Origin of the sequence: Streptomyces sp. Tue6028, from assembly GCF_002300165.1 — a bacterium.
GTDB classification, from domain to species: domain Bacteria; phylum Actinomycetota; class Actinomycetes; order Streptomycetales; family Streptomycetaceae; genus Streptomyces; species Streptomyces siamensis.
In genome coordinates this window covers 27,454-41,956 of record NZ_MLCE01000016.1, presented here as the reverse complement: position 1 = coordinate 41,956, position 14,503 = coordinate 27,454, and the positions used below count along the sequence as shown (strand labels likewise).

Genomic DNA, 14,503 nt, shown 5'->3' with positions numbered 1-14,503 from the left:
GAACGGCCGAAGGGGTGACTTGGTTACGCCAGATGTGGCATCCGGGGGATGCCGGGTGAACGCCGAGGGGCGGGCCGGTGTCCGGCCCGCCCCTCAACTGCGCTTTCCGGTGTCCTACTTGACGGCACCCGCCATCACGCCGGACACGAACTGACGCTGGAACGCGAAGAACACGGCCAGCGGGACGACCATCGAGATGAACGCGCCGGGGGCCAGGACGTCGATGTTGTTGCCGAACTGGCGTACCTGGGTCTGCAGCGCGACCGTGATCGGCTGGCTGCCCGAGTCGGAGAACACCAGCGCGACCAGCATGTCGTTCCACACCCACAGGAACTGGAAGATCCCCAGCGAGGCGATCGCCGGACCGCCGAGGGGCATCACGACCCGCACGAACAGGCGCAGTTCACCCGCACCGTCCAGCCGGGCCGCCTCCAGGAGCTCCCGCGGGATCTCCGCGAAGAAGTTCCGCAGCAGGAACACCGCGAAGGGCAGACCGAAGCCCACATGGAACAGGACCACCCCGATCACGGACCCGAAGATGCCGATCTTGCCGAAGAGTTCGGCGATCGGGATCAGCGCCACCTGCACGGGCACCACCAGCAGGCCGACCACGCCGAGGAACCACCAGTCGCGGCCCGGGAACTCCATCCAGGCGAAGGCGTAGCCCGCGAGCGCGCCGATCACCACGACGAGAAGGGTCGCCGGCACCGTGATCAGCACCGTGTTCACCAGCGAGTCGGTGATGTCGCCGTTCTCCAGGAGCTTCTGGTAGCTGTCCACGGTGAGCTGCGACGGCTCGGTGAAGACCTTCCACCAGCCGCTCGCGCTCATGTCCTGCGGATCGCGCAGCGAGGACAGCAGCAGCCCGATCGTCGGCACCAGCCAGAACAGGCCGACCACGATCAGGAACACCCGCAGCAGTCCGCCGCTCACGCCCTCGGCGAGCCGGGCGCCCAGCGACCTCTTCGCACCGGACTCCGCGGCGGGAGCCGTCTTCGTGAGACTTCCGGTGTGCGCCGTCATCGCCGCACCTCCCGCCTGAGCCGCCTGACGTTGAACAGCATCACCGGGATCACGAGCAGCAGCAGGAACACCGCGATGGCGCTCGCGACGCCCGGTTGGTCCTCGGAGAAGCCCTTGCGGTACAGCTCCAGGGCCAGCACGTTGGCGTCGTCCTGCGACGAGCCCGGCGCGATGATGAAGACCAGGTCGAAGACCTTCAGCACATTGATCATCAACGTCACGGTGACCACCGCGAGCACGGGTGCGAGGAGCGGCACGGTGACCCTGCGGAACACCTGCCACTCGTTCGCGCCGTCCACCCGCGCCGCCTCCAGGAGCTCACGCGGCACACCCGCGAGCCCCGCCGCGATCAGCACCATCGCGAAGCCCGCCCACATCCACACGTACGAGCCGATGATGGCCGGAGTGACGAGCGACGGGCCGAGCCAGTCCAGCCCGTTGTACGGTTCGCGGAAGTTGTCCGCAGGGAGGCGGAGCAGCGCGCCGTCGGCCTTGTCCGAGAGGGTGAAGGTGCCGTCGTCACGGACCTTCGCCGAGTCCACGACCTTGCCGTCCTTGACGGCTTCGATCTTCATGCCCGGGTAGCCGAGTTCGCTCGCGTCGACCTGGCCGAGCCTGCCCACGCCCTTGCCGCGGGTGAAGTCCTGCCAGGCCGTGCCGGTGACCTTGCCGGGCTCGGAACTCGCCTGCGCGGCCTTCTGCGCGTTGCCGGGCATCTGGTCGGGGGCGACGCCGACGAGCGGGAGGGCGACCGGCTGCCCGGCCCGGACGGCCTGCCTGGTGATGAACCCGCCCTGGTCGGGCCGGAGCGGCGACTGCCGTCCCGGATGGGCCTTCGGGAAGGCCGACGACTCGGCGAAGGTGTCGTGCACACCCACCCACACCGCGTTCGCGACGCCCTTCTCCGGGTCCTGGTCGTAGACCAGCCGGAAGATGATGCCCGCGGCGAGCATGGAGATCGCCATCGGCATGAAGACGACCAGCTTGAACGCCGTGCCCCAGCGCACCCGTTCGGTGAGCACCGCGAAGATCAGACCGAGCGCGGTCGCGACCGTCGGGGCGAACACCACCCAGATGATGTTGTTCTTCAGCGCGGCGCGGATGCCGTCGTCGGTGAACAGGGACTTGTAGTTGTCGATCCCGGCGAAGCCGTCACCGGACTGGTCGTAGAAGCTGCGGACCACCGAGTACCCGATCGGGTAGACCACGAGCGCGCCGAGCAGCACCAGCGCGGGCAGCAGGAAGAGCGCCACCACCGTTCTGCGCGTGCCGGTCACGCTCTTGTGCCGCGGTGCCGCGGGAGGGGCCCCGGAGGCCCCTCCCGTCGTAGCCGACGTCATCGCCGGATCAGCCCTTGTACGCCGCGGTCGCGTCCGCCTCCAGTTTCGCCTGCGTCCCCGCCACGTTCTTCGGGTTCTTCAGGAAGTCCTGCAGGGCCTTCCACTCGCCCTTGCCGGGTGTGCCGCCGAAGGCCTGCGGGGCCTGGTCGGACATGTCGAAGCGGAAGTCGTCCCCGGCGGCGATCAGGGCCTTGGCCATCTTCTGCTGCACCGCGTTCGGGTACGCGGACGGCGCGACGCCCTTGTTGGGGGAGAGGTAGCCGCCGAGCTTCGCCTGGACGGTCGCCGCGTCCGGGGAGGCCAGGAAGGTGGCCAGTGCCTGCGCGGCCTTGGAGTCCTTGAGGATGACGGCCGCGTCACCGCCACTGACGACGGGCGCCTTGTCGCCGACCGCCGGGAACGGGAACACCTTGGCGTCCGTGCCCACCTTCGCCTTGGTCTCCGCGATGTTGACCTGCGCGAAGTCGCCCTCGAAGACCATGCCCGCCTTCGGCTGGTCGCCGCCGGTGAAGGTCTGCGTCACCGAGGCCGGGAACTCGGTCTGGAGCGCGCCGTCCGGGCCGCCCGCGATGTAGTCCTTGTTGCCCCACAGTTCGGCCAGCGTGGTCAGCGCGTCCTTCACGGACGGGTCCGTCCACTTGATCTTGTGCTGGGCGAGCTGGTCGTACTTCTCCGGTCCGGCCTGCGAGAGATAGACGTTCTCGAACCAGTCGGTGAGGGTCCAGCCGTCGGCGCCGCCGACGGAGACGGGGGTGACGCCGGAGTCGTACACGGTCCGGGCCGTGGCGAGGAAGTCCTTCCACGTCTTCGGCTCGGAGGCCCCCGCGTTCTCGAAGACCTTGTTGTTGTACCAGATCAGGGACTTGTTGGCCGCCTTGTAGTAGACGCCGTACTGCTTGCCGTCGACCTTGCCGAGGTCCTGCCAGCCCTGCGAGTAGTTCTTCGCGAGCTGGGCCTGGGCCTCGCTGCCGACGGGCTTGGCCCACTTCTTGTCGACGGCCTGCTTGATGGCACCGACCTGGGGGAGCAGCGCGACGTCCGGCGGTGCACCACCCGCGATCTTCGAACCGAGGAAGTTGATGATCGGGTCCTGCGCGGGTACGAAGGTGACCTTGGCGCCCGTGCGCTTCTCGAACTCCGCCAGCACCTTCTTGAAGTTGGCCTGCTCGGAGCCGGTCCACACGGCGGCGACCTCCAGGCTGGCCCCGTCGAGCTTGGGAAGGGAGACGGAGCCGCTGCCGCCGCTCTCCTTCCCGCCGCTGTCCTTGTCCTTGTCGCCGCCGCCGCACGCGGTGAGGATGAGAGTGCCCGCGACGACGGCGGCCGCGGCGGCCTGAGCGGCCCTGGGTGTACGAAGATTGCTGCGCATCACTGCCCCGTTCTTCGAGCCTCGTCGAACGTCTGAGCGCTGTCCCGTGCGATCTGGTCTACGCCCGGTGGCTTGAAAGCTGCAAGGGCGCCTGCGCTGTCAAGAGAGCGATCGTGATTGGGTCGTGACGTGCTCCCACCCGTACGGCGGGTGCGCGCGGACGCGCCCCTCGGACGGGCGGTGGTCGGCAAGCGGAATGCCCGGGCACCGGAGGGCGGGGCGAGAGCCGTGGCGCTCACCCCCCATCCCGTGCCCGGACGCACCGGTGACTAGAGCAGCGACGGCACCTCGGCCGCGGAGACCGAGCGCGCCGCACGCTCCAGCGCGCTGGCGAGCAGGGCCAGGTCCGTCGGACCGTTGCCGAGTTCGCGGACGGGGCGACGGGCCGGAGGGTCGCCCATGCGCTGCCACTCCAGGGGGACGACCGTGGGACGTAGGGTGGCCGTCCGGGGGATGCGCCCGGTGACCCGGCCGCCCTGGAACGGTGTCTCCCTTCCGTCCGGGCGGTGCAGGCTGCCCCGGCCGGGTGCCGGCTCCTCTGGCCCCGGCGACGCCGTGTCGAGGGTGATGCGCAACGCGGCGGAACGGGCCAACTCCGACGCCTCCGTACGGCTGTTGGTGCCGGACGCCGCCACGAGGTGCACGCCGAGCCGCTCGCCCTCACGGGCGACCGCCTCCAGGGCCCGTATGACCGAACCGGCCGCGGGACGGCCCGGCGACCCGAGTGCGGGGGCCAGCAGGGCGTCCAGGTCGTCGACCACCACGACGAGCCGGGCCAGCGGCGGTCCCGGCTCGGTGCGCTCCCGCGCGGCGGCCGGCCGCAGCCGTAGCGTCGAGCTCGGCGGCGTGTCGAGATCGGCGGCCCCGGGCGCGGCACCGGACGGGGCGCCGCCCGTCGCGCCACCGGAGGTGACGGCGGGCGACGACGGGGCCGAGCGCTGGGCGACGATGCGGCCCGGCACCCGGCGTCGGGTGTGCCACTCCGTGAAGTCGACCCGTCCGAGCAGCTCGGCCCGCCGCTTCAGCTCGGCACTGAGGGACTGGGCGAACTCCCGCATCCGCACCGGGTCGTTGGCGGTGAGGTGGGTCGTGACGTGCGGGAGGTCCGTACACGCCTGGAGGCCTTCGCCGGCCTGGGCCGGGTGTCCCGCGCCGTGGCCGCCCGTGGCGTCCCGGCCGTCCATCAGCACGATCCCGAGCCGGTCGGGCCGCTCCGCGGCGGCGAGCGCCGCGACGACGGAGCGCAGCAGCTCCGTACGGCCGCTGCCCGCGGGGCCCTCGATCAGCAGGTGCGGTCCCTCGACGGCGAGGTCCACGGCGACCGGCCCGCGCGGGCCGGCGCCGAGGACGGCGCGGGCCCGCCCGCCGAGCGCCCCGGTGTCGTCCGCCGCGTCCGCCCAACGTGTCATCAGCGATGCGGGGGTGGCCCGCGCCAGCCCCAACTCGTCGAGCAGCCGAGCCGATTGCGGCAGCGGGGCCGACACCCGCGCCTGCCGGTCGGCCTGTGTGCCGTCCGTGCGCAGGGGCGCGAGCGCCCGCGCGAACCGCTCGGCCCAGGCGACCGACACGGCGTCGACCGCGGCGACCGTGCCGTGGCCCACGGGGCCGCGCGGCAGCTGTCCGGTGCCACCGGGGGAGACCCGGCCGCCCCGGAACGGACCGGTGTCGTCCGCGGACCGGTACGAGTCCGCGCGCGTGCCGCCGTAGGCACCGGGCACGCCGTGATCGGATCCGCCGTGCGCGGTCCCTTCGAGCCCGGAACCGCCGTACGCGGAGCCCGCGTGCGTGGCGTCGGCCGCACGGCCGCTCCCGTGCGAGCGGTGCGCCGCGTCGTCACCGCGTCCGCCCCGGCCGGTCTCGCTGCCCTCGCCGCGTGTTGCATCCGGGGTGCCGTCCGGCCGCTGCCCGGCCGGACCGCCCGGCGCGACCCGCAGCAGGCGCAGCGCCGTGGCCACGTCACCGCTGAGCAGGGCGACCGCGCCGCACTCGCGGAACGCGGGCGACACCTGGCACGCCGCCTCGTACGTCTCCGTCACCGGCGACGCGGGCGATGCCGCGGCCGTCTCGGCCAGGCACACCACGTGGATCCCGGCCCGCGCACCCTCGTGCACCAGCCGCGCCACGGCCTCCCGCACGTCCGCGCCGCCGGGGTCGCCGTCCACCACGAGCACGGTGTACGGCCCGTCGAAGCGGTCGTCGTCCGCGTCGTCGTCCCGCGCCCAGGAGGGCCGCCGCGCCGCTCCGCGCACGCCGCCGTCCTCCGTGGCCGGGCGGCCCGCACGGTCGTCCGGTGCGGGTCGGACGCCCGCGCCCGCGGTGCCGTCCGTGTCGTCGCCGGCCGCGTACGGACGGCCTCGCGGTGCCCGGCCCGCCTCCGCGAGCTGCTCGTCCAGGCGGCGCAGGAGCTCGTCCGTGCGGGCCGTGGCCTGCTCGCGGTCGTACGCGAGGAGGAGACGGCAGTCCTGGCCGTGCGCCGGGCGCAGATGGGGGAGCCAGCCGAGCCAGGACCACTCGGCGGCGCGCTCCTGCGCCGTGCGGGAGCGGTCCGTGCTGATCAGGACGATCTCCAGGGTGTCCGGCGAGTGCAGCGCGGCGAGCTGCGCGAGGACCGCGCGGGCCAGACCCGCCAGTCGTGCCCGCGGCCCGGCCAGGCCCAGCGAACCGACCTCCCGCAGACCGGCGGTCACCGGCACCACGGGCAGCAGGCCCGAACCGTCCGGCGCCGTCCGGTCCGCCGTGCCCAGCCGCACCGTGAGCGCCTCCGGGTGCCCGGGGCCGCGCTCCCACAGCCGGGACCCCGGCCCCAGCGCGGTGAGCAGCAGGGTCGCGGGGTCGGGCCAGCTCTCCGGGGACCGGGGTGCGGCGGGCAGCGGTTCCCGCGCCGCGGCCTCCCCCTCCTCGTACACGTCCTGTCCTGCCGCGGCCGGGCCGGGCCGGCCGCCGGCCAGCCGCCGGGCCCACGCGCCGATGCCGCCCCGCCTGCGCACGCCCAGAGGGACGTCCGTGCCGCGCATCGGGGTGCCCTTGCGGGTGCCGGAGGTCTCGTCCGCTCCGGACGGGCCCGGTGCCCCCGCCGTGTGCGGTGCGGACGCCGGAGCACCGTCCGGTCCGGTGCCGCGGGGCCTGCTCTCGATGCCGGGTGCCCCGCCCTGTTCCGGGACGCCGCGGCGGTGCTCCTGGGCCCCCGGGACCCCGCCGCCCGCGGAGCCCCACTCGGCCGCTCCGTACGCGTGATGCGTGTGCGGGGTGTCGGTGGGGGCGCTTCTGCCGCCGGTGCGCCCGTCCGGGGTGCCCTCCACGCGCGTGGGCGGCACGGCGGCGGTCGGGTCCGCCCGCGGGGCGGTGACCCCGTCGGCGTCGGCCTCGGCCGCCGTCACCCGCACATGGCCCTCCCCGTCCGGAGCCGTCCGCAGGGCCCCGGGTCCCCCGGGCGGCGCAAGCCGCAGGGCGGACTCCCCGACGCGCAGCAGCGAGCCCGGCGTGAAGCGGACGGGGCGGGTGCCGACGGGGCCGCCGTCCAGCGAGGTGCCGTTCGTCGAGCCGAGGTCGGAGACCGAGACACGGCCCTCGGGGGTGACGGTGACCGCGCAGTGCAGCCGGGAGACGTCGGGGTCGTCCAGGGGGACGTCCGCGTCGGCGGAGCGGCCGATGTGGATCTGGCCGCCGTGCAGCAGGTGGACGCCGCCCGCGTCGGGGCCCGCGACCACATGGAGCTGGGGGGCGACGTCGTCCACCTCGGGGCCCGGTTCCGCGGGCGCGCCCAGGGACAGCACCGCGCCGTCCGTCAGTGGGGGCTCGCCGAGCGTGCAGCGCTGCGCGTCGAGCCGCTCCGCGCCCGCGTACAGCACGACCGGGCCGCCCCCGAGGTCCCGTCCCCGCTCGGCCGGGGCGCCGCCCGCGTCCCCGCCGACCGCCGAGGCCAGCCCCGACGCGACCGCTGCCAGCGCCGTCCCGGCGGGCGCGGTCACCAGCACATCGCAGGCCGCGGTTCGCCCCCGTGGCTCCGAGGGCGGGCCCAGCGGGTCTACGACGGTCAGCCGGATCTGCATCGCCGTCCGGGGTCCCTTCCGCGCAGGTGTCCGCGACGAGGACGAGGCTGCGCTGCGGTCCCCCACCGCAGAATTCCCCCACCGCACACGGGCACGTCGGCCAGTACTGAGGGCATCCTCGCACCTGCCACCGACAACACGCCCGCCCCCCACCCGTAAGTGATCTTGATTGGTCGGCTCTGCCCGCAAAAGTGCCTGACCAGTGCCCGACCGGTGTCCGCTTGAGATCGGTCACGTCCGGGGTTCGGCAACCAAGTGACCGGACCGAGCGTCTTTCCATCGAACATGTACGGGAACGCGTACGTAAGCGCTTATGCGAGGCACAGGTGCGCGTGGAACCCATGGGAAGCACACGAGGACGACAGCCCGGTGCCGCGTACGGCGGCACTAGAGTGGGTCGGAACACCTTTACCACGGTGATCACGGTGGACGGACCAGGCAAGCAAGCAACAGGGAGCGCATGACGTGCGGCCGGTAGGGAGCAAGTACCTCCTTGAGGAGCCGCTTGGGCGCGGCGCCACAGGCACCGTCTGGCGGGCTCGCCAGAGGGAGACGGCGGGCGCCGAGGCGGCCGTCGCGGGCCAGCCCGGCGAGACCGTGGCGATCAAGGTCCTGAAGGAGGAACTCGCCAGCGACGCGGATGTCGTGATGCGGTTCCTGCGGGAGCGCTCGGTGCTGCTCCGGCTGACCCATCCGAACATCGTGCGGGTGCGGGACCTCGTCGTCGAGGGCGATCTGCTCGCGCTCGTCATGGACCTGGTCGACGGGCCCGACCTGCACCGCTACCTCCGCGAGAACGGGCCCTTCAGCCCGGTCGCCGCGGCCCTGCTCACCGCCCAGGTCGCCGACGCGCTCGCCGCCAGCCACGCCGACGGCGTCGTGCACCGCGACCTGAAGCCCGCGAACGTCCTGCTCAAGCAGGACGACGGCCAGATGCACCCGATGCTGACCGACTTCGGCATCGCCCGGCTCGCCGACTCCCCGGGCCTCACGCGCACGCACGAGTTCGTCGGCACGCCCGCGTACGTCGCGCCGGAGTCCGCGGAAGGACGTCCGCAGACGTCCGCGGTCGACATCTACGGCGCGGGCATCCTGCTGTACGAGCTGGTCACGGGCCGCCCGCCGTTCTCCGGCGGTTCCGCGCTCGAAGTGCTGCACCAGCACCTGAGCGCCGAGCCGCGGCGCCCGTCGACCGTGCCGGACCCGCTGTGGACCGTCATAGAACGCTGCCTGCGCAAGAACCCGGACGAGCGGCCCAGCGCCGAGAATCTGGCGCGCGGACTGCGCGCCGTGGCCGCGGGCGTCGGTGTGCACGCGAACGCCGCGCAGATCGCCGCCGCGGAGGGCGTGGGGGCGCTGCTCGCCCCCGATCCGGCACCGGCGACCGTCCCCGGCACGCCCGGTGCGGCCGACCCCACGCAGGTGCTGCCGCACGGCGCCCCGGCGGGCGCGTACGACCCGAACGCCGCGACCAGCGTGATGCAGCACACCGGCGACGCCGACCCCACGTCCGTCCTGCCGCACCGCAGCGCGGCGGACCCGACCGCCGTCATGCCGCCCGTGCCGGGGCATCAGCCGGGCGGGCAGGGCGGACAGCCCGAGGACCCGCACCCCTGGCAGAACCAGCTGCGCGCGGCCCGCGACCGCAACGAACAGACCCAGGTGCAGTACCTGGACCCGAACGAGGACCCGCTGCGCCGTCGTCCGCAGCGCCAGGTCGCGCGGCCGCAGCAGCGGCCCCAGCGCGGCCAGCAGCCGCCGCCCGGGTACGGCTACCCCCAGCAGCAGCCGCAGCAGTACGCGCCGCAGCAGCCGCAGCGCTACGCCCCCGCTCCCCAGCAGCAGCCCCAGCCGCAGCGGTACGCGCCGCCGCAGCAGCCGGCACCGCGCCAGCCGCGCGAGCCCCGTCAGCGCAGCTCCAACCCGATGAAGATCCCGGGACTCGGCTGCCTGAAGGGCTGTCTGTTCACCCTCGTCATCCTGTTCGTCGCCGGATGGCTGGTCTGGGAGCTGAGCCCGCTCCAGGAGTGGATCGGGACCACGAAGGGCTACTGGGCCCAGCTGAGCGAGTGGTTCGACACCGTCACCGGATGGATCGGTGACCTCGGCGGCGGCTCGTCCGGCAACTGACCCTGCGACAGGAACCTCCGCCGGCGGACTTCCGCCGGCGGAGTCTGTCGTGTCCGGCCCTCGGGGAAGCCGACTCTGGTGATTTGTCGACACCTGGCGGGTGATTTCCGTCTCCGCGGTGAAGGTTGGGGCCACGGACGCGTACTTTTAGCGGCAACCACGCGTCTGTAGGAGCAGTCTTGGCACGGAAGATCGGCAGCCGGTACACCGCGAACCAGATCCTGGGACGAGGCAGCGCCGGCACGGTGTGGCTGGGCGAGGGTCCCGAGGGGCCCGTCGCCATCAAGCTGCTGCGCGAGGACCTCGCGTCCGACCAGGAGCTCGTGGGGCGCTTCGTGCAGGAGCGCACCGCGCTGCTCGGACTCGACCACCCGCACGTCGTTTCGGTGCGCGACCTGGTGGTGGACGGCAACGACCTCGCGCTCGTCATGGACCTGGTCCGCGGCACCGACCTGCGGACCCGCCTCGACCGGGAGCGGCGCCTCGCCCCCGAGGCCGCCGTCGCGATCGTCGCCGACGTCGCGGACGGGCTCGCCGCCGCGCACGCCGCGGGCGTCGTCCACCGGGACGTGAAGCCGGAGAACGTCCTGCTCGACATGCAGGGCCCGCTCGGCCCCGGCGGCTCGCACCCCGCCCTGCTCACCGACTTCGGGGTGGCCAAGCTCATCGACTCGCCCCGGCGGACCCGCGCCACGAAGATCATCGGTACGCCGGACTACCTCGCCCCCGAGATCATCGAGGGACTGCCCCCGCGGGCGGCCGTCGACATCTACGCCCTCGCGACCGTGCTGTACGAGCTGCTCGCCGGGTTCACGCCCTTCGGCGGCGGCCACCCGGGGGCGGTCCTGCGCCGTCACGTCACCGAGACCGTGGTGCCGCTGCCCGGCATCCCGGAGGAGCTGTGGCAGCTGATCGTGCAGTGCCTGGCGAAGGCGCCGGCCTCGCGCCTGCGGGCGTCGGAGCTCGGCGCGCGGCTGCGGGAGCAGCTGCCGCTCCTCGCCGGGATGCCGCCGCTGGACGTCGACTCCCCGGACTCCGAGGCGGAGGAACAGGACGAGACGTACGAGGAGACGGCGGAGCCGTCCGCACCCGTGGCGCGACAGCGGCGCGGGGCGGTGCCGCTGGTGCCGGGGGCCGCGCCCGACTCGAACCGGGACACGCACACGTCGATGCGGGTGCCGGCTCCGGACGAACTGGCGGGGGGTGCGCGCGGGACCGCTCGCGCGCCGCGCGCCACCGGGGCGCCCCGGCCGGGCTCCGCACGCCATCGGGCCTCCGCCCGGCGTCGGCGGATCACGCTCGGGGTCGCCGGGGCGGTGCTCGTCGCCGCGATCGGGGTGGGGACCTGGATCGCCGTGTCCGGCGACGACGCGGACGGCACGCCCCAGGACACGAAGAACTCGGCGCCCGCCTCGCCGTGACGTACGCCTCCGCGTGACTCCGGGGTGCCGTGACGCACGCCTCGCCGTGACCCCGGGTTGCCGTGACGTACGCCTCCGCGTGACTCCGGGGTGCCGTGACGCACGCCTCGCCGTGACCCCGGGTTGCCGTGACGTACGCCTCCGCGTGACTCCGGGGTGCCGTGACGCACGCCTCGCCGTGACCCCGGGTTGCCGTGTGCCCGTGGGCGGTGCCCTTGGAGGGGCGTGCCCGGAGGTGCCGTCCCTGGGGTCGGCGCCGGGGCTGGGCGACGGCCCTTTCTCGCCCCCTCCGCCCCTGCCCGTCCCGTCCCCGGGGCTCCGCCCCGGACCCCGCTCCTCAAACGCCGGAGGGGCTGATGGTGGGTGCTCCGGCCCGGGGCCGGCTTCTGAAGCGCCGGAGGGGCTGATGGTGGGGCTCCGGCCCAGACCCCGCTCCTCAAGCGCCGGAGTGGCTGATGGTGGGGGCTCCGCCCGGACCCGGCTTCTCAAGCGCCGGAGGGGCTGATGTTCGGGGCTGATGGCCGGGGTGTCCGGGAGCAGACGCGTCCGGGGCCCTGCCCCGCGAGGGCGAGCGGCGAGCCCCGCTTGCCGTAGCCGTTACGCTGGAGGCGTGGCAGTCGTCGATGTATCCGAAGAGCTCAAGTCCCTCTCCTCGACCATGGAGTCGATCGAGGCCGTCCTGGACCTCGACAAGCTGAGGGCAGACATCGCCGTGCTCGAGGAGCAGGCGGCGGCGCCGTCCCTGTGGGACGACCCGGACGAGGCGCAGAAGATCACCAGCAAGCTGAGCCACCTCCAGGCGGAGGTCAGGAAGGCCGAGGCGCTGCGCGGGCGCATCGACGATCTCGCTGTGCTCTTCGAGATGGCCGAGGAGGAGGACGACCCGGACACCCGTGCCGAGGCCGAGACCGAGCTCACGTCCGTCCGGAAGGCGCTGGACGAGATGGAGGTCCGCACCCTCCTGTCCGGGGAGTACGACTCGCGTGAGGCGCTCGTCACCATCCGTGCCGAGGCCGGCGGCGTCGACGCCTCCGACTTCGCGGAGAAGCTCCAGCGCATGTACCTGCGCTGGGCGGAGCGCCACGGCTACAAGACGGAGCTCTACGAGACCTCGTACGCGGAAGAGGCGGGCATCAAGTCCACCACCTTCGCCGTCCAGTCCCCGTACGCGTACGGCACGCTGTCGGTGGAGCAGGGCACCCACCGCCTGGTCCGCATCTCGCCGTTCGACAACCAGGGCCGGCGCCAGACCTCGTTCGCGGGTGTCGAGATCCTGCCCGTCGTCGAGCAGACCGACCACATCGAGATCGACGAGTCCGAGCTCCGCGTCGACGTCTACCGGTCGTCGGGCCCCGGCGGCCAGGGCGTCAACACGACCGACTCCGCGGTGCGGCTGACCCACATCCCCACGGGCATCGTCGTCTCCTGCCAGAACGAGCGGTCGCAGATCCAGAACAAGGCCAGCGCGATGAACGTGCTCCAGGCCAAGCTGCTGGAGCGGCGCCGGCAGGAGGAGCAGGCCAAGATGGACGCCCTCAAGGGCGACGGCGGCAACTCCTGGGGCAACCAGATGCGTTCGTACGTGCTGCACCCGTACCAGATGGTCAAGGACCTGCGTACGGAGTGCGAGGTCGGCAACCCCGAGGCCGTGTTCAACGGCGAGATCGACGGCTTCCTCGAGGCCGGAATTCGCTGGCGCAAGCAGCAGGAGAAGTAAGCGGGCACGAACAGGTCCTGTTCGGACCTCTTTGTCGACAAGGCAACTGCCGTCCAGCGGACGGCAGTTGCCTTTTGTGTGGGGGTTATCTGGGTTTTACGTCACAGTCACATGTCCTCACGGCAGGCAAATGATGTTGATACGGACATCGCGTACGCAACGACCTTGACGATGCTTTGAAAACTCGGAAGGGTAACCGTGGCATGCGTATCACTGGGGCGCATGTGCACCGGGGGGCTTGAGCCCAAGTCGCCTGTGACGCCGTGGCCCTGGACGCTGCTCCATTGACGATCAGCTACTGGGGGTAGCAGGCAGATGACCAAGAAGACGCGGATCCGCGTGGCGCGGATAGCCGCCGGTGCGGTGATTGCCGCGGGCGCTTCGCTGACCGCCGCGGGTGCGGCCTCGGCGCTCGACCTGAACGTCGGCATCGGTGTCAGCGTCGGCGACGAGGACCCGACCCCGACCCCGACCGAGACGGGCATTCCGACCAACACGCCGACTCCCACCGAGGAGCCGACCCAGCCCACCGAGGAGCCGACGCAGCCCACGGAGGAGCCGACCGAGCCCACCGAGGAGCCCACGGAGCCGACGGAGGAGCCGACCGAGCCCACCGAGGAGCCGACTCAGCCCACGGAGGAGCCCTCCGAGCCCGGCGACGGCAGCACCAGCAGCCCCGGCGGCGGCAACAACGCCGACCCCGACGGTGGCTCCTCCGCCCAGGAGGAGGGCTCCTCGGCCCTCACCGACACGGGCTCGGACACCTCGGCCCAGGGCAAGAAGGACGGCGAGCTCGCCGAGACCGGTGCCGGTCAGACCACGTTCCTGCTGATCGGCGCCGCGACGATGATCGCCGGCGGCATCGGCTTCCGGATGATGCCGCGCGTCATGGGCGGCCGCGGCGGTGCCGCAGCCTGACGGGCGCACCACGCATGACAGAAGGCCTGGAGCGGCTCGCTCCGGGCCTTCTCGTGTTCTCGGTCACATGTGGTCTTGCTCACGCCCGCGGGAGGGCGGCCTGGACCACGCATGGGGTACGGCCGGCTCCGTCCGGGATCCCGGCGGTCTCACACCGTCTGGTGGGCCACCAGGGCCAGGGCCGCGATCAGCACGGCGAGCAGCGCGATCAGTGCCATCGGGTTCAGGCCCGCGAAGGGGCTCTCCTGCTGGAGCCGCTCACGGTTCGCGCGGCAGACCGGGCAGCGGCCCTCGCTGACGGGCGCCGCGCAGTTCGCGCACACCAATCGGTCGTACGTCATGCGCTCGCCCTCCTTGCGCCATCTCCGCGTACACAACGCTGTACATAACGCTGCGGGGTACGCAACCGTTCCCCCTCCACTGTGCCAGGTTCCGCGGATTTCGGCGCGGCTCGCCTTATCCTGCCCCGCGCCGGCGGGCCCCAGCCCCACAAACGGCGACATCCGGGCGCCCGCGCTCCCCGGGCCCGGCCGCCC

At 73.0% G+C, this 14,503-nt stretch carries 9 protein-coding genes; 4 read left to right on the top strand and 5 right to left on the bottom strand.

What is annotated here, in order from left to right:
- Window positions 1-114: 114 nt before the first annotated feature.
- The 4 genes from BKI49_RS14680 to BKI49_RS14665 form a co-directional block, all read right to left on the bottom strand.
- The gene (locus tag BKI49_RS14680) at window positions 115-1,023 is read right to left on the bottom strand and encodes a carbohydrate ABC transporter permease (protein ID WP_095934717.1); all 909 of its coding nucleotides are present in this window, start codon (window positions 1,021-1,023) and stop codon (window positions 115-117) included.
- Window positions 1,020-2,300, bottom strand: a complete 1,281-nt coding sequence (locus tag BKI49_RS14675) for a carbohydrate ABC transporter permease (protein ID WP_095934716.1) — start codon at window positions 2,298-2,300, stop codon at window positions 1,020-1,022. Before BKI49_RS14675 ends, BKI49_RS14680 begins: the two co-directional genes overlap by 4 nt.
- A gap of 70 nt (window positions 2,301-2,370) precedes the next feature.
- Window positions 2,371-3,732 carry an ABC transporter substrate-binding protein gene (locus BKI49_RS14670; protein ID WP_095934715.1) on the bottom strand — a complete coding sequence of 454 codons (1,362 nt, stop codon included), beginning with the start codon at window positions 3,730-3,732 and terminating at the stop codon, window positions 2,371-2,373.
- Between the two features lie 269 nt (window positions 3,733-4,001).
- Window positions 4,002-7,781, bottom strand: coding sequence for an FHA domain-containing protein (locus BKI49_RS14665; protein ID WP_095934714.1), 3,780 nt, complete (start codon window positions 7,779-7,781; stop codon window positions 4,002-4,004).
- A 465-nt stretch (window positions 7,782-8,246) separates the two neighbouring features.
- Between BKI49_RS14665 and BKI49_RS14660 the strand changes: the two genes are divergently transcribed.
- The 4 genes from BKI49_RS14660 to BKI49_RS14645 all read left to right on the top strand — a co-directional run bounded on the left by BKI49_RS14660 (window position 8,247) and on the right by BKI49_RS14645 (window position 13,967).
- Window positions 8,247-9,911 carry a serine/threonine-protein kinase gene (locus BKI49_RS14660; RefSeq protein WP_095934713.1) on the top strand — a complete coding sequence of 555 codons (1,665 nt, stop codon included), beginning with the start codon at window positions 8,247-8,249 and terminating at the stop codon, window positions 9,909-9,911.
- Window positions 9,912-10,090: 179 nt separating this feature from the next.
- On the top strand, window positions 10,091-11,332 hold the full coding sequence (locus BKI49_RS14655; protein ID WP_095934712.1) for a serine/threonine-protein kinase: 1,242 nt from the start codon (window positions 10,091-10,093) through the stop codon (window positions 11,330-11,332).
- Between the two features lie 610 nt (window positions 11,333-11,942).
- Window positions 11,943-13,049 (top strand): peptide chain release factor 2, encoded by a 1,107-nt coding sequence (gene prfB, locus BKI49_RS14650; protein ID WP_095934711.1) that lies wholly within the window; start codon window positions 11,943-11,945, stop codon window positions 13,047-13,049.
- Window positions 13,050-13,364: 315 nt separating this feature from the next.
- A complete protein-coding gene (locus BKI49_RS14645; protein ID WP_095934710.1) occupies window positions 13,365-13,967 on the top strand; it encodes a hypothetical protein in 603 nt (200 codons plus the stop codon).
- Window positions 13,968-14,116: 149 nt separating this feature from the next.
- On the opposite strand, the gene BKI49_RS14640 is transcribed toward BKI49_RS14645, so the two are convergent.
- Complete coding sequence (locus tag BKI49_RS14640) at window positions 14,117-14,308, bottom strand: hypothetical protein (RefSeq protein ID WP_028805018.1); 192 nt, start codon at window positions 14,306-14,308, stop codon at window positions 14,117-14,119.
- Between the last annotated feature and the right edge of the window lie 195 nt (window positions 14,309-14,503).

Coding starts and splice junctions, on each gene's coding strand:
- BKI49_RS14680 (WP_095934717.1), bottom strand. CDS start 1,023: ATGACGGCGCACACCGGAAGTCTCACGAAGACGGCTCCCGCCGCGGAG.
- BKI49_RS14670 (WP_095934715.1), bottom strand. CDS start 3,732: ATGCGCAGCAATCTTCGTACACCCAGGGCCGCTCAGGCCGCCGCGGCC.
- BKI49_RS14665 (WP_095934714.1), bottom strand. CDS start 7,781: ATGCAGATCCGGCTGACCGTCGTAGACCCGCTGGGCCCGCCCTCGGAG.
- BKI49_RS14645 (WP_095934710.1), top strand. CDS start 13,365: ATGACCAAGAAGACGCGGATCCGCGTGGCGCGGATAGCCGCCGGTGCG.
- BKI49_RS14640 (WP_028805018.1), bottom strand. CDS start 14,308: ATGACGTACGACCGATTGGTGTGCGCGAACTGCGCGGCGCCCGTCAGC.